The organism is Streptomyces echinoruber (assembly GCF_014651135.1).
In the GTDB taxonomy this organism is placed as follows: Bacteria; Actinomycetota; Actinomycetes; order Streptomycetales; family Streptomycetaceae; genus Streptomyces; species Streptomyces echinoruber.
The window spans coordinates 242,365-260,059 of sequence record NZ_BMWH01000005.1; the positions used below are offsets into that span (position 1 = coordinate 242,365).

Genomic DNA, 17,695 nt, shown 5'->3' on the forward strand with positions numbered 1-17,695 from the left:
GGGCGGCAGATCAGGCGTCCGCCGCGGCGTCCAGGCCGGCCAGCACCAGCGGGAGCCGGTCCGCACCGTCCGCGGTGAGGCGGACCGGCACCCCCCAGTCCTGCTGGTGGACGTGGCAGGCCGGGTACTCGTTGGCCGGATCGTCGTCGCAGGACGCGGCCATGGCGGAGACATGCAACACCCCTTCGGGGACATCCGGGTTGAGCTCGAGGGCGCGGGAGAGGTCGGTTCCCGCGCCCTCGCCCTTCAGCAGCAGCTCGGGCGGGGTGGCGGAGACCAGCAGGCGGGTCGAGGGGCCGTAGCGGGTGTCCAGCTTCTGGCCGGGCGGGGCCTGGAAGACGACGTCCAGCCGCACCGCGCCCGGCGCGACCTCGGTGGCCTCGCGCCGCGTGCGGTGCGCCACGCCCTCCACGCGGACCGCCTCCTCCGGCAGCCGCAGCCGGGTCAGGCGGTGCCGGGCCGACTCCACGACCACGATGTCGTCGCCGGCCAGCACCGCGTCGCTGGGCTCGCGCAGGTCGGTGGCGAGGGTGGTGACCTGGCCGGTCGCCGGGTCGTAGCGGCGCAGGGCGTGGTTGTAGGTGTCGCTGACGGCGACCGATCCGTCGGGCAGCGCCGTGACCCCCAACGGGTGCTGGAACAGGGCCTGCTGGGCATCGCCGTCGCGGTGCCCGAAGTCGAACAGGCCGGTGCCGACGGCCGTGTGGACGGCGCCGTCCGCGTCCACCCAGCGCAGCGCGCTGGTCTCGGAGTCGGCCAGCCAGAGGCGGTCGGGCGTGGCCGCGAGACCGGAGGGCTGCGCGAACCAGGCCTGCTCGCCCGGCCCGTCGACCAGGCCCTCGTTGGTGGTGCCGGCCATGACGGCGACGGTCTCCCCGTCCGGGTCGTAGGCCCACAGCTGGTGCACGCCGGCCATGGCGATCCACACCCGGCCGCGCCACCAGGCCACGTCCCACGGGGAGGACAGGTCCACCTCGCGCGCCGGGCCCGAGGTGGGCCGGCCCTGCATCCACTGCCGGCCGGTGCCCGCCAGCGTCGTGACGGCGCCCGTGGCCGGGTCGAAGCGGCGCAGGGCGTGGTTGACCGTGTCGGCGACGACGACCGAGCCGTCCGGCAGCAGGGCCAGGCCCTGCGGCTCCTGGAAGCGGGCCTGCTCCGGGCCGCCGTCGGCCAGACCGCGCACGCCCGCGCCGATCCTGCGCACCACCGTCTCGCCGTCCGGCGCCAGCTCCACCAGCTGGTGCCGCGTGGTGTCGCTGACCAGGAAGGTGCCGCCGGGCAGCAGCAGCGCCTTGCCCGGGAAGCGCAGCACCGTCGGCTCCGGCTCCGGCGGCACGTACGGCCCGTCGCCGTGGCGCAGGGTGCCCTTCGCCGCATGCTCCGCCTCCAGCTCGGTCACCAGCCGCTCGATGGCGTGCACATGGCCCTCGCCGGCGTGCTGCGCGACCACGTAGCCCTCCGGGTCGATCACGACGAGCGTCGGCCAGGCGCGTACCGCGTACTGCTTCCACGTGGCGAGCTCCGGGTCGTCCAGGACGGGGTGCTCGACGCCGTAGCGCTCCACGGCGTCCACCACCGCCCGGTGGTCGGCCTCGTGCGCGAACTTCGGCGAGTGCACGCCGATCACCACGACGGTGTCGCGGTGCTTCTCCTCCAGCTCCCGCAGCTCGTCCAGGACGTGCAGGCAGTTGATGCAGCAGAACGTCCAGAAATCAACGATCAAGATGCGACCTCGGAAATCGGCCAAGGTCAGATTCTTGCCGCCGGTGTTGATCCAACCGCCCTTGCCGACCAGTTCCGGGGCACGGACACGCGCACGCTTCGCCATGCGTCCATCCTGCCTGATCCAGGGTGACCGAATGCCGAGGGTCCGGGAGGCCCCAGGCCATTCGTTCAGGACGGCACTTTGTGAATCCGTGAACGCCGCCCGCCCACCTGCCACGGGGCTACGGCAAGCGGACAGGGCGTTCGAGGAACAGGCCGCCGATCAGTGCGGAGCGTGCACCGGGGTGGACTGGGCGCGCAGCTCGGCCAGCCGCCGCTGGTACAGCGGTCCGACCGCGTGAGCACCTCTGGCCTCACTCGGAGTGGACTGCTCGATCAGGTGATGAGCCACGGCCTTGAGGTGCGCGGACCAGGCCAGCACGTGCTGCTGAGCGGGGCGACCGCACTCCTGCGGTTCCCCGGGAAGACACAGCGGGAGCTGCGGACCGAGCTTGTTCGCCGCGTGCCGGATGTAGCGGGCGATCGTCGCCCACTCCTCCTCGGTCCGCTGAACGGCCGTCGCCGTGTTCTCCCAGCCCCACGGGCCGAAGTCGTCCCCGTGATCGTCCATGTGTGCTCCCTGGTGATCTCAACGGGTCAAGCCGTTGCGGCGATCGTAGCGGCGCCGTCCGCCTCCTTGGGGTCGCAGTGCCCGACCGAGGGAACGCACGGCGAGCACGGGCCGCACATCGGCAGGAATTGCGGAGGCGTGCAGGACTGTGCGCCGTCGCCGAGGACCGCGCGGATGTCGGCCAGCACTTCCCCCATGCGCAGCCCACCCCAGATCTCGGCCACCGGGGAATCCTGAACGTTCCCGATCTTCAGGAAGCGCCCGAGCACGCACGGCCACACATCGCCGGTCGGACCGATGGCGCACTTCTCGTGGGCGCAGTGACCGCACAGATCGGCGATGGTCGGCGCCGCTCCCCGGCTGCCCCGACCGAATGCCCGCGTGCGGTCCCCGCCGACCTGTTCCACGCCGAGGGCCAGAAGGTCTTGCGCCGCTTCGTGAACGCGCTGTTCCGGCCGGACCGCGACGACCCCGCCCCGCAGCGGAATACCCAGGGCCAGCGCCTTCTGGATGTTCTCCCGCGTCCGTTTGTGGGAGCCGCGCAGCTTGGTCACGGCGTCGTGGTCCTCCGCGTTGTCGGAGTAGTACGAGGTGGCGAGCTTGACCCCGCAGTCGCGGAAGACGTCCCACAGCTCGGCCCGGATGTGGGTCATGTTGGAGAAGACCTCGACCCCCAGGCCGGCTGCCCGTGCGTGCCTAATGAGCGCCGGGAGGAAGGGGTACAGGGTCGGCTCCCCGCCGATGAACTGGACGTCGAGCGTGCCCATGTCGGCGAGTTCCGAGATGACGCGCAACCAGTCCCGCACGGTCATTGTGCCGTGCGTTCCCTTGGGGGAGGAGTCCGCGTAGCAGTGATCGCACAGCTCGTTGCACAAGCCGGTGACCTCTAACCACGCGAACTTGAGAGGGTTTTCGACAGGGGTCATCCCGTGCCTCCTTACGGGTGTTGGGAGATCGCCTGAGAGGCCCCGCCCATGCCCCACGGGGGCAGGACACGAGCGGGGCCGGTCCGACCTGCTGAGACTCGGGGTCTTCAGCGGGTCGGGATCATGCGTCGCGCGTCACCCGGGCGTGGTCGGTGACGACGCGGCGGAACAGGTCGTGCCCGGTGCGGCCGGTGTGCCGCAGGCACCAGTCCTGGACGGCGTTCTGGTTGTCCTGCGGGCCGGACGTCTCGTCGCAGCCGGACGCGCAGAACGCCTCGTACGTGGCGCCGCCCTCCGGGGCGTGCCGGATCGTGTGGTTCACGTAGCGCATCACCGTGCGGGTCACGCGTCGTTCTCCTGTGCCGTGGTGTCGCCGTCGGCTTCCTCGTCCTTGTCCTCGTGCTCGTGCTCGTCCGCCCGGTTCTCGTAGTCCTCCAGGCGGGTGCCGCGGGATCTGGCGACCCGCAGCGCGTCGCACAGGCACTCGCTCAGCCGTGTCGCCGCGAAGCGCAGCTCCGGTGCGCCGGCTTCCGGGTCGTTCAGCACGTCGCGGGCGCCCTCGAGGACGTCGTCGCCGACGCTGAGCTGGGTTTCTTCCATCTGGTCGGCGAGCTGTGAGAGGACGCTGTGCGGGTCGTCGGTGTGGAGGTAGGCGGGCTTGCCGTCCTCGGACCAGGGCAGCAGGCGGGGGCGGCTCACGCGACCACCTCCGGCAGGGCGATGCCCTGCGGCGCCAGGACCAGCCCGGCACGGCGGCGCTGCCGGCGCTGCCAGCGTTCGTGTTCCACGCGGCGTTCGTGGGCGAGGACGTACGGCCGGACCAGACCGACGGCTTCGCCGTTCAGCGCAGGCATGCGCGGCATGAGTGGGGATGACGAAGGCGAGATGGGCGGATGCACTGTTGCCGCCCGGTGGCGTCCAGTGGGGTTGAGCAGTTGCCGCAGCAGCGGTGGGAGCAGTCGCGCTGTACGTTGGAGCATGTCGTCAACCTCCAAGCCAGGTTGGTGACCACGCCCCCGGACCGGTCGCACGGTCGCGGGGGTCCTTGCATGAAGACCCTCGCGCTGGGCGCCAGGACGGTGAAACCGCGTACGTTTGCCATTACGGGACGTCCCGAGGGCGGTAGAACGTCCCTGTTGGCTAGGTCGTCGGAGGGGGGAACGGTGCAGAACGAGCGCTTAAGGGCCGTGATGGCTGCGGGAGGTTGGACGCACGCCGGCCTCGCTGAGGTGGTGGGTGTCGACCCCAAGTCGGTGGAACGCTGGGTGAACTTGGGACGAGTGCCACGGCGGCGGACCGCCCTCAAGGCCGCCGAGGCACTCGGCGAGGACATACACGCCCTGTGGCCGGCACTGAGGCAGGCGAAGGCCGCACGGGCGGTGAGTCCGGAACTGGTGGCGTTGTACGACCAGCGGGCGGACCTGCCGGTGTCAGTGTTCGTGGACCTCCTGGCGGCAGCACGCGAGCGCATCGATGTTCTCGTGTACGCCGCCGTCTTCTTGCACGAGGCCTATCCACGTCTCAACGAGCTACTGAAGGAGCGAGCTGCCGAGGGTTGTGCCGTGCGGATCGCCGTGGGGGACGCCGACTCACCGAACGTGCAGCAACGTGGTCGAGAGGAGCGGTTCGGCCACGGCATCGAGACGCGGTGCCGTCTCGCACTCATGCACTACCGGCCTCTGCTCGGGGTCCACGGCATCGAGCTGCGCACACACGGCACAACGCTCTACAACAGCCTGTACAGGGCAGACGATCAGTTGCTGGTCAACGCTCACGTCTGGGGTGTCAACGCCTATGGCGCCCCGGTGTGGCATCTCCGAAAAGATGGCAGCGGCGGCCTGTTCGATACGTACGCCGACAGCTTCGACATGGTGTGGGCGACCGGTCGTCCTGTGGAAGGGTGAACGAATGGCCAGTACGCGCACCGAGTTTTTCGACGACCCCAACGCCCCCGAGCCGAACAGCCTCGTCGTTGCCGCTTCCGCCGTCGTGACGGACGACCAAGGACGTGTCCTGCTCCAGAGGCGTTCGGACAGCGGCTTGTGGGCCTTGCCTGGGGGTGGCATGGAGATGAGCGACAGCCTTCCGGGGTGCGCGGTCCGCGAGGTGAAGGAAGAAACCGGGCTGGACATCGAGATCACCGGATTGGTCGGCACGTACACCGACCCTCGCCACGTGATCGCCTACAGCGACGGGGAGGTGCGGCGACAGTTCAATGTCTGCTTCCGTGCCCGTGCCGTCGGCGGAACACTTGCCCTGTCGGACGAGAGTACGGAGCTGCGCTTCGTCGCCCCCTCCGAGCTTGACTCGTTGCCCATGCACCACACGCAACGCCTGCGCCTTCAGCACGCACTGGAGGACCGCGCCGGCCCCTATCTCGGATAGCCATGCGGAGCGTCTTACGCCCTCTACGCAAAAACGGCCCCCGCGCCGTGGTCACTTGGACCAGGGCACAAGGGCCGAAGCGATCAGAGGCTGATGACATCTTGACGGGCGGCGAGCCATGGCCGTCTCAGATCGCCTTGCGGTGCCGGATGCGGTGCCGTCGGCTGCGGCAGCGTCCGGAACAGGTCAGCCGGTGCATCCTCGACCGGGCGTCGAACGGGGGAGCACACGACGCACGCGGCGCCGGGACGGGTGTCGACGGCGGTCATGGTCGGCGAATCCTTCACGGTGACGGCAGACCGCCCACCCCGGTAGGCGGAGCGGGCGGGGGCTCGTTTCGTCAGGCGAGTGCGACGCCGATCTTGGCAATGGTCTCCGGGTGGAGGAAGCCGACGCGGGCGCGTCGCGGGGTGGGGCAGAGGAGTCGCTCATGGGATCAAGCGTGCCACGCGTCACTGACCGTCACGACAGCGCGTGGCCCGTGGTGGCGTCCACGTGGTCGGGGACGGTCTCGTGGTGGTCGCCGACGGTGAGGGTGCCGGTGGGTTCCAGCATCATGATCGCGGTCGGGACGGGGGCGTACGGCTTGTGCTCGGTGCCGCGCGGCACGGTGAACACCGAGCCCTTCGGCAGCACGACCGTGCGCTCGCCGTCCGCCTCGCGCAGCCCGATGTGCAGTTCCCCCTCCAGGACCAGGAAGAACTCGTCGGTGTGGTCGTGGACGTGCCACAGGTGCTCGCCCTCCACCTTCGCGATGCGGACGTCGTAGTCGTTGACGGTGGTGACGATGCGGGGGCTCCACAGGTCGGTGAAGGAGGCGAGGGCGGCGGGCAGCGAGACGGGTTCATCGGCCATGCCGCCATCCTGGGGCCGGGCGGGGCGCGAGAACGAGTGCTAGGAATCGCACATGTCGCAAGGATCCTCGCAGCCGCCGCCCGCGCCCGCCCCGGCCCGCGTTCCCGCCTCTTCCTCCGCTTCCGTCTCTCCCTCCGTCTCCGTTTCTCCCTCCGTCTCCGCTCCTCCCTCCGCTTCCGCCCCGCACCGGGTCGCCGTGATCGTCGACGAGGGCACGAACCCGTTCGAGGTGGGCGTGGCCACGGAGCTGTTCGGACTGCCGCGCCCGGAGCTCGGCCGGTCCGGCCCCCTGTACGAGGTGACGTTGTGCGCCCCGACGCCCCGAGTGCGGATGAACCACGGCTTCTTCACCCTCACCGGGGTGAGCGGCCTGGACGCCGTGGACGCGGCCGGCACCCTCGTCGTCCCCGGCCGCCCCGACAACGTCGTCCCGCGCACCCCGCCCGTCCTGGACGCCATCCGGCGCGCGCACGCGCGCGGCACGCGCGTGGTGAGCTTCTGCACCGGCAGTTTCGCGCTCGCCGAGGCCGGTCTGCTCGACGGCCGCCGGGCCACCACGCACTGGATGTGGGCGCGGTCCTTCCGCGAGCTGCATCCGAGGGTGCTGCTGGAGCCGGATGTACTGTTCGTCGACGAGGGCGACGTGCTGACCGCCGCCGGCAGCGCCGCCGCGCTCGATCTGGGCCTGCACCTGTGGCGCCGGGACCACGGCGCCGAGGTCGCCAACGCGGTCTCCCGGCGGCTGGTCTTCGCCGCCCACCGCGACGGCGGGCAACGGCAGTTCGTGGAGCGCCCGCTGCCGCAGGTGCCCGACGCGTCCCTGGGCCCGCTGCTGGCCTGGGCCCAGGAGCGCCTGCACGAGCCGCTGACGGTGGCGGGCCTGGCCGCCCGCGCCGCGGTGTCCCCGGCGACGCTGCACCGCCGCTTCCGCGCCCAGCTCGGCACCACGCCCCTGGCCTGGCTCACCGCCGAGCGCGTCGCGCTGGCCTGCCGGCTCATCGAACGCGGCGAGGAGCGCCTGGACGTCGTCGCCGCCCGCAGCGGCCTGGGCACCGCCGCCAACCTGCGCACCCGGCTGCGTCGCGCGACCGGGCTCAGCCCGACGGCCTACCGCCGGCGTTTCGGGCACGCCCCCGGGGAAGCGCTGACGGCATGAGATTCCTCGTGTACGACCGGCTCCTCGGCTTCGGCGACGACTACTGGATCGAGGACGACCGCGGCAACAGGGTGTTCCTCGTCGACGGCAAGGCCATGCGCCTGCGCGACACCTGGGAGCTGAAGGACGCCCAGGGGCGCGTCCTGATCGACATCCATCAGAAGATGTTCGCGCTGCGCGACACCATGGTGATCCGGCGCGCCGGCGAGGAGCTGGCGACGATCCGGCGCAAACGGCTGTCGCTGCTGCGCAACCACTACCGGGTGACCCTCGCCGACGGCACCGAGCTGGACGTCGGCGGGAAGATCCTGGACCGCGAATTCGCCATCGAGTACGACGGCGAGCTGCTCGCGGTGATCTCCCGCCGCCATCTGCACGTGCGCGACACCTACGGCGTCGACGTCGTCCGGGACGACGCCGACCCGGCGCTGCTCATCGCGCTCACGGTGTGCGTGATCCACCTGGCGGAGAAGGAGCGGGAGGACGACTGACGACTGACGACTGGCGACTGACGGTTGGCAACTGACGACTGACGCCGACGGGAACCGAGGACGACCGAGGACGACCGAGAAAGGGCGTGAACGGGCGGGAACGGCCGACGGGCGACCGCGACGGTCCGGACGGCCGAGGACGACCGATCCGGACGGTCGAGGGGCCTCAGGCAGCACCACCGTCCGGGCGGCGGGGCGGGCGCAGGCCCAGGACGCGGTCCTTCAGGGCCGGGAACTGCTCCCGGATCGTCCCCACCCGGCCGGGGTCGAAGTCGACGGTGAGCACCTGCTCGTCCGGCCCGGCCTCCGCCAGGACCTCGCCCCACGGATCCACCACGATCGAGTGCCCCGCCTGCGGAACTCCCGCGTGCGTCCCGGCCGTTCCACAGGCGAGCACGAACGCCTGGTTCTCCACCGCCCGCGCCCGGGCCAGCAGCGTCCAGTGCGCCCGCCGCCGCTCCGGCCACCCGGCCGGGACGACGAAGGTCTCCGCGCCGGCGTCGACGAGCCCGCGGAAGAGTTCGGGGAAACGGAGGTCGTAGCAGGTCGCCACACCGAGCACGGTCCCGGGCAGACGGACCGTCACCGGCTCCCGCCCCGCGCTCATCAGCACGGCCTCGCCCTTGTCGAAGCCGAAGCGGTGGATCTTGCGGTAGGCGGCGGCCAGGTCGCCGGAGGGGGAGAAGACGAGGGAGGTGTTGTAGAGCGGACCGTCCGGGTCCCGTTCGGGGATCGACCCGGCGTGCAGCCACACGCCCGCGTCGGCGGCGGCCTTGGCCATCACCTCGTACGTCGGTCCTTCGAGCGGCTCGGCCTCGCGTCCGAAGTCCTCGTAGGCGAAGGCCCCGGTGGTCCACAGCTCGGGCAGGACGACCAGGTCCGCCCCGGCCTGTTCCCGTACCAGGGCGGCGACCCGGCGTCGCCGGGAATCGACTGATTCGTCCTCGTCCACGGCGATCTGGAGCAAAGAGGCGCGCACACTACCACCGTCCTGGCGTTCGAGCCGTCCACACGGGCCTACGATCGTCACCCGAAAGCACTGCCGGGGTGCCTCAGAGCAGCGTAACTTGGGGGCACCCCCTGCTCGAGCGGAGTCGAGAGTTGGGGGAGTTTTGAGACATCAGCCGACAGCAGCCACCTCCTACTGGCGACGCCGCCCCAACCTGCCCGTGTACCGACCGCCGAGGGGTCCTGTTCCGTGACTCTGCATCCCACTCTCCAGCCCTACGCCGACGCCTGGACTCACTCCGTGGAAGCGATATCCGAGCTGGTGAAGCCGCTCGTGGAGGCGGACTGGAACCGGCGGACACCGTGTCCCGGCTGGTCGGTGCGCGACATCGTCTCGCACGTCATCGGACTGGACTGCGAGATGCTCGGCGATCCGCGTCCCATCCACACCCTGCCGCGGGACCTGTTCCACGTCCGCACGGACCACCAGCGCTACATGGAGATGCAGGTCGACGTCCGCCGCCACCACACGGCGCCGGAGATGACGGCCGAGCTGGAGTACACGATCATCCGCCGCAACCGCCAGTTGCGCAACGAGTCCCGCGACCCGGGCACCAAGGTACGCGGCCCGCTGGGCGTCGAGCTCACCCTCGAGGAGTCCATGCGCTACCGCGCGTTCGACATCTGGGTGCACGAGCAGGACCTGCGCACCGCCCTGGGCGCGCCCGGCAACTGGGATTCGCCGGGCGCGTACGTGGCCCGGGACTACCTGCTCGACGAGCTGCCCGGCGTGGTGGCGGCCCTGCCGGAGGCGCCCCGCAGCTCGGCGGTCGTCTTCGACGTCAGCGGGCCGGTGGAGTTCCTGCGCACGGTCCGCGTCGACATCCAGGGCCGCGGCACCCTGGAGGCCACCCCCGCCCTGGGCCCCGCCGCCACGTTCACCCTGGACTGGGAGACCTACGTCCGTCTCGCCTGCGGCCGTGTCTCCCCCGACGCCGTCGCCGACCGTGTCAAGGCCGAGGGCGACCCGGACCTGACGGCGGCGATCCTGAGGAACTTCGCGGTGACGAAGTAGCGTGACCGGCGGGCACCCGGGGGCGCCGGCCCCCGGTCGCCGTCTCCGATCGCCGCCCCCGGTCGCCGCCTCCGATCGCCGCCCCCGGTCGCCGCCTCCGATCGCCGCCCCCGGTCGCCGCCTCCGGTCGGCGCCCCCGTCCCGTGTCCTGCGGTCCGTCCCGTGTCCTGCGGTCCGTCCCGTGTCCTCCGATCCGTCCCGGGGCGGGCGCTACGCCGCCGGCACGTGCACCGTCTCCACCCGGCTGGCCACCAGCCGCTCCCGCTCCCTGCGCGCCGCGCGCCGGCGCAGGCGCAGGATCTGGGTCACGCCGAGCGCCTGCAGCACGAACACGGCCGAGAAGGCGACGGTGTAGTCGTCGCCGGTGGCGTCGAGCAGCACGCCGATGGCGAAGAGGGTGGTCATGGAGGCGAGGAAACCGCCCATGTTGGTGATGCCGGAGGCCGTGCCCTGCCGCTCCGGCGGGTTGGCGGGACGGGCGAAGTCGAAGCCGATCATCGAGGCCGGTCCGCACGCGCCGAGCACCGCGCACAGCACGACGAGCAGCCACACCGGGGCCCGGCCGCCGGGCTGGGCGAGCGTGGCCGCCCACAGCGCGGCCGTCGCCGCGACCGTGCCGAGCGCGAGCGGCAGCCGCGCCGCGTGGTGCCGGGCGATGATCTGGCCGTAGACGAGGCCGACGGCCATGTTGGAGACCACCACCAGGGTGAGCAGGTCGCCGGCGGTCGCGCGGGACAGGCCCTGCGCTTCGACCAGGAACGGCAGCCCCCACAGCAGCAGGAACACCATCGCCGGGAACTGGGTGGTGAAGTGCACCCACAGCCCGAGCCGGGTGCCCGGTTCCCGCCACGCCGCGGCGATCTGGCGCCGCACGTAGGCGGCTCCCTGGTGGGGCACCGGCTCCGGCTCGCAGCCCTCGGGGTGGTCCCTGAGGAACACCAGCAGCAGGACCAGCACCACCACGCCCGCCAGGGCGCTGCCCGCGAAGGCCGCGGTCCAGCCCACGCCGTGCAGCAGCCGGGCCAGCACCAGCGTGGAGACGAGGTTGCCCGCCATGCCGACGAGGCCGGCGAGCTGGGCGACGAGCGGCCCGCGCCGGGCCGGGAACCAGCGGTTGCCCAGCCGCAGCACGCTGATGAACGTCATCGCGTCCCCGCACCCCAGCAGCGCCCGCGAGGCGAGCGCCGTGCCGTAGGAGGGGGAGAAGGCGAAGCCCAGCTGCCCGGTGGTGAACAGGACGGCGCCCAGGGCGAGCACCTTCTTGGTGCCGAGGCGGTCCACCAGCAGGCCGACGGGTATCTGCATGCCCGCGTACACCAGCAGCTGCAGGATGGAGAAGGTGGACAGCGCGGAGGCGCCCACGTGGAAGCGGTCGGCGGCGTCCAGGCCGGCCACGCCCAGCGACGTGCGGAAGATCACCGCGACGAAGTAGACGGCCACGCCGATGCCCCACACCAGGACGGCGCGCCGCCCGCCCGGCGGGTCCCCGGGCAGCGCGGGCGCCTTGGCGGCGGAGCTCATCGCGCCTCCCCACGGGCCAGGTGGGAGAACCAGCCGATGTGCCGGTGGACGGCCGCGACGGCCTGCTCGGTGTCGCCGGCCCGCAGCGCGTTCAGGATCTCCCCGTGCTCGGCGAGCGTCTTGGCGATGCGGTCGGGGTGGGAGTGCATCACGGCCACGCCCATCCGCAACTGCCGGTCGCGCAGCTGGTCGTAGAGGCGGGAGAGGATCTCGTTGCCGCCGCTGCGGACGATCTCGGCGTGGAAGCAGCGGTCGGTCACGGCGGCCCCGGCCAGGTCGCCGGCGGCGGCCTGCTCCCTCTGCCGGGCCAGCAGCTCCTCCAGGCGCTCGATCAGGCCGGGCGGGGCGGGCACGGCCTTGCGGGCCGCGTGCTCCTCGACGAGCAGCCGGGTCTCCACCACGTCCGCGATCTCCTGGGCGGAGACGGGCAGGACCAGGGCGCCCTTCTTCGGGTAGAGCCTGATCAGCCCCTCAGCCTCCAGCCGCAGCAGCGCCTCGCGCACCGGGGTGCGCGACACTCCGACGGCCTCGGCGAGTTCGCCCTCGGTGAGGAGGGTGCCTCCCTCGTAGCGGCGTTCCAGGACGGCCTGCTTGACGTGGGCGTAGACACGGTCGGCGGCGGGCGGCTGCTTCCCGGCCTTCCCTGTCTTCACCGTCTCCACGGCCTGTTCGGCGTTCTCGGTGTTCTCGGCCTTCATGGCCAGGCTGCTCATGCCCACAGCTTAGATACAACACGTACGCATGTTGCGCCGCGTCCACGATGCGGACGGCGCCCCCGAACGCGACAGCGCCGGTGTCGGTGCCGGCGTCGGGGCCGGCGCCAGTGGCGGCGCCGGCCAATGTGACAGCCCTGTCCCAAAAGAATGTCCGCCCGAGCAACCGCACAACCTTCTGTGCTAGTTACGAGTCACACGTACGCGGCACCAATCCACCGCGCGCCTCAATCGAGCCACACCACAGGGCATTTCAACGCATCCGAGGTAACTCACTTGAAAACCGGCATCCAGGGCATCCGTCTCCGCAGAGCCGCCGCCGTCGCCGTGACCACCGGCGCCGTGCTCGCCACCGGAGCCCTCACCGCGGTTCCCGCGCAGGCCGTCACCGCGCCCACGATCGCCGCCAAGGGCGGCTACGTGATGAACAACGCGAACGGCAAGACGCTCTACACCAAGGCGGCGGACACCCGGCGCTCCACCGGTTCCACGACGAAGATCATGACCGCGAAGGTCGTGCTGTCGCAGCCGAACCTCAACCTCGACGCCAAGGTCACCGTCCAGAAGGCGTACAGCGACTACATCGTCGACAACAACTACGCCTCCTCTGCCCACCTGATCGTCGGCGACAAGGTCACCGTCCGCCAGCTGCTGTACGGCCTGATGCTGCCGTCCGGCTGCGACGCCGCCTACGCGCTGGCCGACAAGTTCGGCTCCGGCTCGACGCGCGCGGCGCGCGTGCAGTCGTTCATCTCCAAGATGAACGCCACCGCCCGCAGCCTCGGCATGACGAACACGCACTTCGACTCGTTCGACGGCATCGGCCACGGCGCCAACTACTCGACGCCGCGCGACCTGACGAAGCTCGCCAGCAGCGCGATGAAGAGCTCGACCTTCCGCACGATCGTCAAGACCAAGTCGACGAAGCAGAAGGTCACCACGAAGAGCGGCGGCTACCGCTACTACACGTGGGAGAACACCAACACGCTGCTGAAGAGCTACAGCGGCACGATCGGCGTGAAGACCGGCTCCGGCCCGGAGGCCAAGTACTGCCTGGTCTTCGCCGCGACCCGCAACGGCAAGACCGTCATCGGCACGGTCCTCGCCTCCACCTCCGTCGACCAGCGCGCCACCGACGCCACGAAGCTCCTCAACTACGGCTTCGCCAAGCTCGGCTGACGCACCGCCGCACCCGCGGCAGCACACGGCACGCACACGGCACGCAAGGGCCCGCCGCAGTCGCGCGGCGGGCCCTTGTGCTGCCCGGTACCTCCGATGCGCCCGACGCGTCCGGTGCACCCGGTGCACCCGACGCGCCCGGCGCTACGCCCAGGTGATGAGCCGCTTGGGCTGCTCCAGGATCGCCGCGACGTCGGCGAGGACCTTGGAGCCGAGCTCACCGTCGACCAGGCGGTGGTCGAAGGAGAGGGCCAGGGTGGTGACCTGACGCGGCTTCACCTTGCCCTTGTGGACCCACGGCTGCGGCTTGATCGCGCCGACGGCGAGGATCGCGGACTCGCCCGGGTTGAGGATCGGCGTGCCGGTGTCGACGCCGAAGACGCCGACGTTGGTGATGGTGATCGTGCCGCCCTGCATCGCCGCCGGGGACGTCTTGCCCTCCCGCGCCGTCGCCACCAACTCGGTGAGGGCGTCGGCGAGCTGGGGCAGGGTCTTGTCGTGGGCGTCCTTGATGTTGGGGACGATCAGGCCGCGCGGGGTGGCCGCGGCGATGCCCAGGTTGACGTAGTGCTTGACCACGATCTCCTGGTTGGCCTCGTCCCAGGAGGCGTTGATGTCGGGGTTGCGCTTGACGGCGACCAGCAGGGCCTTGGCGATCAGCAGGAGCGGGCTGACCCGCTTGCCGGCGAACTCCGGGTCCTGCTTGAGCTCGTCGACCAGCCTCATGGTGCGGGTGACGTCCACCGTCACGAACTCCGTGACGTGCGGTGCCGTGAACGCCGAGCCGACCATCGCCTGCGCGGTGGCCTTGCGCACGCCCTTGACCGGGACGCGGGTCTCGCGGGCCGCGTCGTACGACACGGCGGCCGGGGCCGCCGCGGGGGCGGTGACCGGCGGCTGCGGGACCTGCGGGGCCTGCGGAGCTTCCGGCGCCTTCGGGGCCGCCGCGGCCTGGACGTCCTCGCGGGTGATGATGCCGCCCGGGCCGGTCGGGACCACCGTCGCCAGGTCGACGCCGAGGTCCTTGGCCAGTTTGCGCACCGGCGGCTTGGCCAGCGGGCGGGCGCCGCCCGCCGCGGTGGGCGCGGGCTGCGCGGGGGCAGGGACGGCGGGGGCCGCCGGGGCGGCGGGCGCGGCGGGGGCGGGCGGCGTGGTGCCGTGGCCGTTGAGCTCGGCCTGCACCGCCTGCTGCGGCACCTCCGGGCCGGGCGCGGCCGGCTTGCGGGGGCGGCGCCGGGTCGAGGAGGTGGCCACGCCGTAGCCGACGAGCACCGGCTGGCGGCCCGAGCCCTCCGCCTGCGAGGTCTCCTGCGGCGTGTTCTGCGGCGCCTCCTGCGCCGGGGCCTCGGACGCCGGCGCGGGCGCCGCCGGACCGCCGCCGACCTCGACCGCGATGATGGGCGTGCCCACGTCGACCGTGGTGCCCTCGGGGAAGTGCAGCGCGCGCACCACCCCGTCGTAGGGGATGGGGAGTTCGACGGCCGCCTTGGCGGTCTCGACCTCGCACACCACCTGCCCGTCGGTGACGGTGTCGCCGGGCTGGACGTACCACTTGAGGATCTCCGCCTCGGTCAGGCCCTCGCCCACATCCGGCATCTTGAACTCGCGCACGGACGCGTCAGTCATCGTCGTCACGACCCTCTCCTCAGTACGCCAGCGAGCGGTCGACGGCGTCGAGTACCCGGTCCAGGTCGGGCAGGTACTCCTCCTCCAGCCGCGCCGGCGGGTACGGCGCGTGGTAGCCGCCGACCCGCAGCACCGGGGCCTCCAGGTGGTAGAAGCACCGCTCGGTGATCCGGGCGGCGATCTCCGCGCCGGAGCCGAAGAACACCGGTGCCTCGTGGACGACGACGAGGCGGCCGGTCTTCTCCACCGAGGCCTGGACGGTGTCGAAGTCCAGCGGGGACACCGAGCGCAGGTCCACGACCTCCAGGTTCCTGCCCTCCTCGGCGGCCGCGTCGGCGACCTCCTGGCACAGCTTCACCATCGGGCCGTAGGCGACGAGGGTCAGGTCGCTTCCCTCGCGGACCACACGGGCCTTGTGCAGCGGGCCCGGGATCGCCTCGGTGTTGACCTCGGACTTGTCCCAGTAGCGCCGCTTGGGCTCGAAGAAGATCACCGGGTCGTCGCTCTGGATGGCCTGCTGCATCATCCAGTAGGCGTCCGAGGCGTTGGAGGGGCTGACGATCTTCAGGCCGGCCACGTGCGCGAACAGCGCCTCGGGGGACTCGGAGTGGTGCTCCACCGCGCCGATGCCGCCGCCGTAGGGGATGCGGACGACGACCGGGAGCTTGACCTTGCCCAGCGAGCGGGCGTGCATCTTCGCGAGCTGCGTGACGATCTGGTCGTACGCCGGGAAGACGAAGCCGTCGAACTGGATCTCGACCACGGGGCGGTAGCCGCGCAGGGCCAGGCCGATCGCCGTGCCGACGATGCCGGACTCGGCCAGCGGCGTGTCGATGACGCGGCTCTCGCCGAAGTCCTTCTGCAGGCCGTCCGTCACCCGGAACACGCCGCCGAGCTTGCCGACGTCCTCACCCATGATCAGGACCTTGGGGTCCGTCTCCAGGGCGCGCCGCAGCGACTCGTTGATCGCCTTGGCCAGGGCCATCTTCTCCACTGCCATGATCAGACCCCCTCGGCGTCCGCGAACGACGCCTGGTAGGCGGCGAACCGGGCGCGCTCCTCGTCGACGAGCGCGTGCCCGTCCGCGTACACGTTCTCGAAGATGGCGAAGCGGTCCGGGTCCGGCATGGCGCGCACCGCTTCGCGCACTCGCCTGCCCAACGCCTCGCTCTCGTTCTCCAGTTCCGCGAAAAATCCCTCGTCCGCGTGGTTTGACGCCTCCAGGAAGCGGCGAAGGCGCAGGATCGGGTCCTTCGCCTCCCACGCCTGGCGCTCGTCGTCGTGGCGGTAGCGGGTGGGGTCGTCGGAGGTGGTGTGGGCGCCCATCCGGTACGTGAACGCCTCGATCAGCGCCGGGCCCTCGCCGCGCCGGGCGCGCTCCAGCGCCCACCGGGTGACGGCGAGGCAGGCCAGGACGTCGTTGCCGTCGACGCGGACGCCGGGGAAGCCGAAGCCCTGGGCGCGCTGGTAGAGCGGCACGCGGGTCTGCTTGTCGTTGGACTCGGAGATCGCCCACTGGTTGTTCTGGCAGAAGAACACCACCGGCGCGTTGTAGACCGCGGCGAAGTTGAACGCCTCGTTCACGTCGCCCTGGCTGGAGGCGCCGTCGCCGAAGTAGGCGACCACCGCGCTGTCCGCGCCGTCCTTGGCGATGCCCATCGCGTAGCCGGTGGCGTGCAGCGTCTGGGAGCCGATGACGATCGTGTAGAGGTGGAAGTTGTTGCTGTTGGGGTCCCAGCCGCCGTTGTTCACGCCGCGGAACATGCCGAGCAGGTTGGTGGGGTCGACCCCGCGGCACCAGGCGACGCCGTGCTCGCGATAGGTCGGGAAGACGTAGTCGTCCTCGCGGGTGGCCCGGCCGGAGCCGATCTGGGCGGCCTCCTGGCCCAGCAGCGACGCCCACAGGCCCAGCTCGCCCTGGCGCTGCAGGGCGGTGGCCTCGGCGTCGAAACGGCGGGTGAGCACCATGTCGCGGTACAGGCCGCGGAGCTCCTCGGGGGTGATGCCGGCGACGTACTTGTCGTACTCGGCATTCTTGACGCGTCGTCCCTCGGGCGTCAGCAACTGCACGAGGTCGGGCTCGGCGCTCTTCCTGCCTGTCGTGCGGGTGGTGCGTTTGGTGCCGGTGGTGCCGGCAGTGCCGGTCTTCGTTCCGGGGCTGCGTCGCGGTTTGCGCGCGGCAGTGCTCTCCACGGTCACGTGTGCTCCTCCGTCGGTCCGGCCCCCGGGTTCGCCGGATGGCCTGGGGTCCCCTCTGCTCGGAGAGCTCGGGGGAGGCTCACCTGGATCCGGCCACCGGGCACGGGGTGGGTGCCACTCGACCGGGAAACAGGCGTGACAGGTGCCCCGGCGAGCGCCCTGCAGCAGTCACGTTACCCAGTGCTCGACATTTCTGTGAAACCCCTGCTGACCTGCGATTTTCCTCGGATTTCCAAGTATTTTTGATCGGAATTCCAAGCATGTCGCACGGCGGGGGGACGAGCCG

General features: G+C 71.4%; 20 protein-coding genes. 6 read left to right on the forward strand and 14 right to left on the reverse strand.

The features are described 5' to 3' along the window. Nucleotides 1–10: 10 nt before the first annotated feature. The 6 genes from IE225_RS10080 to IE225_RS33035 form a co-directional block, all read right to left on the reverse strand. The gene (locus IE225_RS10080; protein WP_190057043.1) at nt 11–1,828 is read right to left on the reverse strand and encodes an NHL domain-containing thioredoxin family protein; all 1,818 of its coding nucleotides are present in this window, start codon (nt 1,826–1,828) and stop codon (nt 11–13) included. Between the two features lie 159 nt (nt 1,829–1,987). Next, nucleotides 1,988–2,335 (reverse strand): hypothetical protein, encoded by a 348-nt coding sequence (locus IE225_RS10085; RefSeq protein WP_190057044.1) that lies wholly within the window; start codon nt 2,333–2,335, stop codon nt 1,988–1,990. Nucleotides 2,336–2,361: 26 nt separating this feature from the next. Next, entirely contained in the window at nt 2,362–3,261 is a 900-nt protein-coding gene (locus IE225_RS10090; protein WP_190057045.1) for a radical SAM/SPASM domain-containing protein, read from the reverse strand. A 121-nt stretch (nt 3,262–3,382) separates the two neighbouring features. Beyond that, nucleotides 3,383–3,607, reverse strand: coding sequence for a DUF7848 domain-containing protein (locus tag IE225_RS10095; protein ID WP_229879375.1), 225 nt, complete (start codon nt 3,605–3,607; stop codon nt 3,383–3,385). Next, nucleotides 3,604–3,960 (reverse strand): hypothetical protein, encoded by a 357-nt coding sequence (locus tag IE225_RS10100; RefSeq protein ID WP_229879376.1) that lies wholly within the window; start codon nt 3,958–3,960, stop codon nt 3,604–3,606. The genes IE225_RS10095 and IE225_RS10100 overlap by 4 nt, the downstream gene beginning before the upstream one ends. Beyond that, nucleotides 3,957–4,115, reverse strand: coding sequence for a hypothetical protein (locus IE225_RS33035; RefSeq protein WP_229879377.1), 159 nt, complete (start codon nt 4,113–4,115; stop codon nt 3,957–3,959). The genes IE225_RS10100 and IE225_RS33035 overlap by 4 nt, the downstream gene beginning before the upstream one ends. 309 nt (nt 4,116–4,424) lie before the next feature. Here IE225_RS33035 and IE225_RS10110 point away from each other — a divergent pair, with 309 nt between their 5' ends. Both IE225_RS10110 and IE225_RS10115 read left to right on the forward strand, forming a co-directional pair. Further along, a complete protein-coding gene (locus IE225_RS10110; RefSeq protein ID WP_229879378.1) occupies nt 4,425–5,165 on the forward strand; it encodes a DUF5919 domain-containing protein in 741 nt (246 codons plus the stop codon). A gap of 4 nt (nt 5,166–5,169) precedes the next feature. Continuing rightward, nucleotides 5,170–5,646 carry an NUDIX hydrolase gene (locus tag IE225_RS10115; RefSeq protein ID WP_190057047.1) on the forward strand — a complete coding sequence of 159 codons (477 nt, stop codon included), beginning with the start codon at nt 5,170–5,172 and terminating at the stop codon, nt 5,644–5,646. 83 nt (nt 5,647–5,729) lie between these two features. On the opposite strand, the gene IE225_RS10120 is transcribed toward IE225_RS10115, so the two are convergent. Beyond that, nucleotides 5,730–5,915, reverse strand: a complete 186-nt coding sequence (locus tag IE225_RS10120) for a hypothetical protein (protein ID WP_190057048.1) — start codon at nt 5,913–5,915, stop codon at nt 5,730–5,732. 193 nt (nt 5,916–6,108) lie between these two features. Beyond that, entirely contained in the window at nt 6,109–6,501 is a 393-nt protein-coding gene (locus IE225_RS10125; protein WP_190057049.1) for a cupin domain-containing protein, read from the reverse strand. A 196-nt stretch (nt 6,502–6,697) separates the two neighbouring features. On the opposite strand from IE225_RS10125, the gene IE225_RS10130 reads away from it, so the two are divergent. After that, nucleotides 6,698–7,657, forward strand: a complete 960-nt coding sequence (locus IE225_RS10130) for a helix-turn-helix domain-containing protein (protein WP_229879380.1) — start codon at nt 6,698–6,700, stop codon at nt 7,655–7,657. After that, a complete protein-coding gene (locus tag IE225_RS10135; RefSeq protein ID WP_190057051.1) occupies nt 7,654–8,148 on the forward strand; it encodes an LURP-one-related/scramblase family protein in 495 nt (164 codons plus the stop codon). The genes IE225_RS10130 and IE225_RS10135 overlap by 4 nt, the downstream gene beginning before the upstream one ends. A 166-nt stretch (nt 8,149–8,314) precedes the next feature. On the opposite strand, the gene IE225_RS10140 is transcribed toward IE225_RS10135, so the two are convergent. Continuing rightward, nucleotides 8,315–9,127, reverse strand: a complete 813-nt coding sequence (locus tag IE225_RS10140; RefSeq protein WP_190057052.1) for a carbon-nitrogen family hydrolase — start codon at nt 9,125–9,127, stop codon at nt 8,315–8,317. Nucleotides 9,128–9,346: 219 nt separating this feature from the next. Here IE225_RS10140 and IE225_RS10145 point away from each other — a divergent pair, with 219 nt between their 5' ends. Further along, the gene (locus IE225_RS10145; RefSeq protein ID WP_190057053.1) at nt 9,347–10,171 is read left to right on the forward strand and encodes a maleylpyruvate isomerase family mycothiol-dependent enzyme; all 825 of its coding nucleotides are present in this window, start codon (nt 9,347–9,349) and stop codon (nt 10,169–10,171) included. Between the two features lie 210 nt (nt 10,172–10,381). Here the strand turns inward: IE225_RS10145 and IE225_RS10150 are convergent, their stop codons facing one another. Then, a complete protein-coding gene (locus tag IE225_RS10150; protein WP_190057054.1) occupies nt 10,382–11,692 on the reverse strand; it encodes an MFS transporter in 1,311 nt (436 codons plus the stop codon). After that, on the reverse strand, nt 11,689–12,390 hold the full coding sequence (locus IE225_RS10155; protein ID WP_373303158.1) for a GntR family transcriptional regulator: 702 nt from the start codon (nt 12,388–12,390) through the stop codon (nt 11,689–11,691). Before IE225_RS10155 ends, IE225_RS10150 begins: the two co-directional genes overlap by 4 nt. A gap of 291 nt (nt 12,391–12,681) precedes the next feature. Between IE225_RS10155 and IE225_RS10160 the strand changes: the two genes are divergently transcribed. Continuing rightward, complete coding sequence (locus IE225_RS10160) at nt 12,682–13,584, forward strand: D-alanyl-D-alanine carboxypeptidase family protein (protein WP_190057055.1); 903 nt, start codon at nt 12,682–12,684, stop codon at nt 13,582–13,584. Between the two features lie 144 nt (nt 13,585–13,728). Here IE225_RS10160 and IE225_RS10165 read toward each other — a convergent pair whose 3' ends face one another. Genes IE225_RS10165 through pdhA form a run of 3 tightly spaced genes read right to left on the reverse strand, consistent with a single transcriptional unit; the run spans nt 13,729 to nt 17,409 of the window. Beyond that, on the reverse strand, nt 13,729–15,219 hold the full coding sequence (locus IE225_RS10165; protein WP_190057056.1) for a dihydrolipoamide acetyltransferase family protein: 1,491 nt from the start codon (nt 15,217–15,219) through the stop codon (nt 13,729–13,731). Between the two features lie 10 nt (nt 15,220–15,229). Further along, complete coding sequence (locus IE225_RS10170) at nt 15,230–16,210, reverse strand: alpha-ketoacid dehydrogenase subunit beta (protein WP_373303157.1); 981 nt, start codon at nt 16,208–16,210, stop codon at nt 15,230–15,232. Nucleotides 16,211–16,212: 2 nt separating this feature from the next. Beyond that, nucleotides 16,213–17,409, reverse strand: a complete 1,197-nt coding sequence (gene pdhA, locus IE225_RS10175; protein ID WP_190057057.1) for a pyruvate dehydrogenase (acetyl-transferring) E1 component subunit alpha — start codon at nt 17,407–17,409, stop codon at nt 16,213–16,215. Nucleotides 17,410–17,695 lie beyond the last annotated feature (286 nt).

Bases quoted from the DNA above. Each gene is read 5' to 3' on its own strand.
- IE225_RS10080 (WP_190057043.1), bottom strand. From the start codon at position 1,828: ATGGCGAAGCGTGCGCGTGTCCGTGCCCCGGAACTGGTCGGCAAGGGC.
- IE225_RS10085 (WP_190057044.1), bottom strand. From the start codon at position 2,335: ATGGACGATCACGGGGACGACTTCGGCCCGTGGGGCTGGGAGAACACG.
- IE225_RS10090 (WP_190057045.1), bottom strand. From the start codon at position 3,261: ATGACCCCTGTCGAAAACCCTCTCAAGTTCGCGTGGTTAGAGGTCACC.
- IE225_RS33035 (WP_229879377.1), bottom strand. From the start codon at position 4,115: ATGCCTGCGCTGAACGGCGAAGCCGTCGGTCTGGTCCGGCCGTACGTC.
- IE225_RS10115 (WP_190057047.1), top strand. From the start codon at position 5,170: ATGGCCAGTACGCGCACCGAGTTTTTCGACGACCCCAACGCCCCCGAG.
- IE225_RS10120 (WP_190057048.1), bottom strand. From the start codon at position 5,915: ATGACCGCCGTCGACACCCGTCCCGGCGCCGCGTGCGTCGTGTGCTCC.
- IE225_RS10125 (WP_190057049.1), bottom strand. From the start codon at position 6,501: ATGGCCGATGAACCCGTCTCGCTGCCCGCCGCCCTCGCCTCCTTCACC.
- IE225_RS10135 (WP_190057051.1), top strand. From the start codon at position 7,654: ATGAGATTCCTCGTGTACGACCGGCTCCTCGGCTTCGGCGACGACTAC.
- IE225_RS10150 (WP_190057054.1), bottom strand. From the start codon at position 11,692: ATGAGCTCCGCCGCCAAGGCGCCCGCGCTGCCCGGGGACCCGCCGGGC.
- IE225_RS10155 (WP_373303158.1), bottom strand. From the start codon at position 12,390: ATGAAGGCCGAGAACACCGAGAACGCCGAACAGGCCGTGGAGACGGTG.
- IE225_RS10170 (WP_373303157.1), bottom strand. From the start codon at position 16,210: ATGGCAGTGGAGAAGATGGCCCTGGCCAAGGCGATCAACGAGTCGCTG.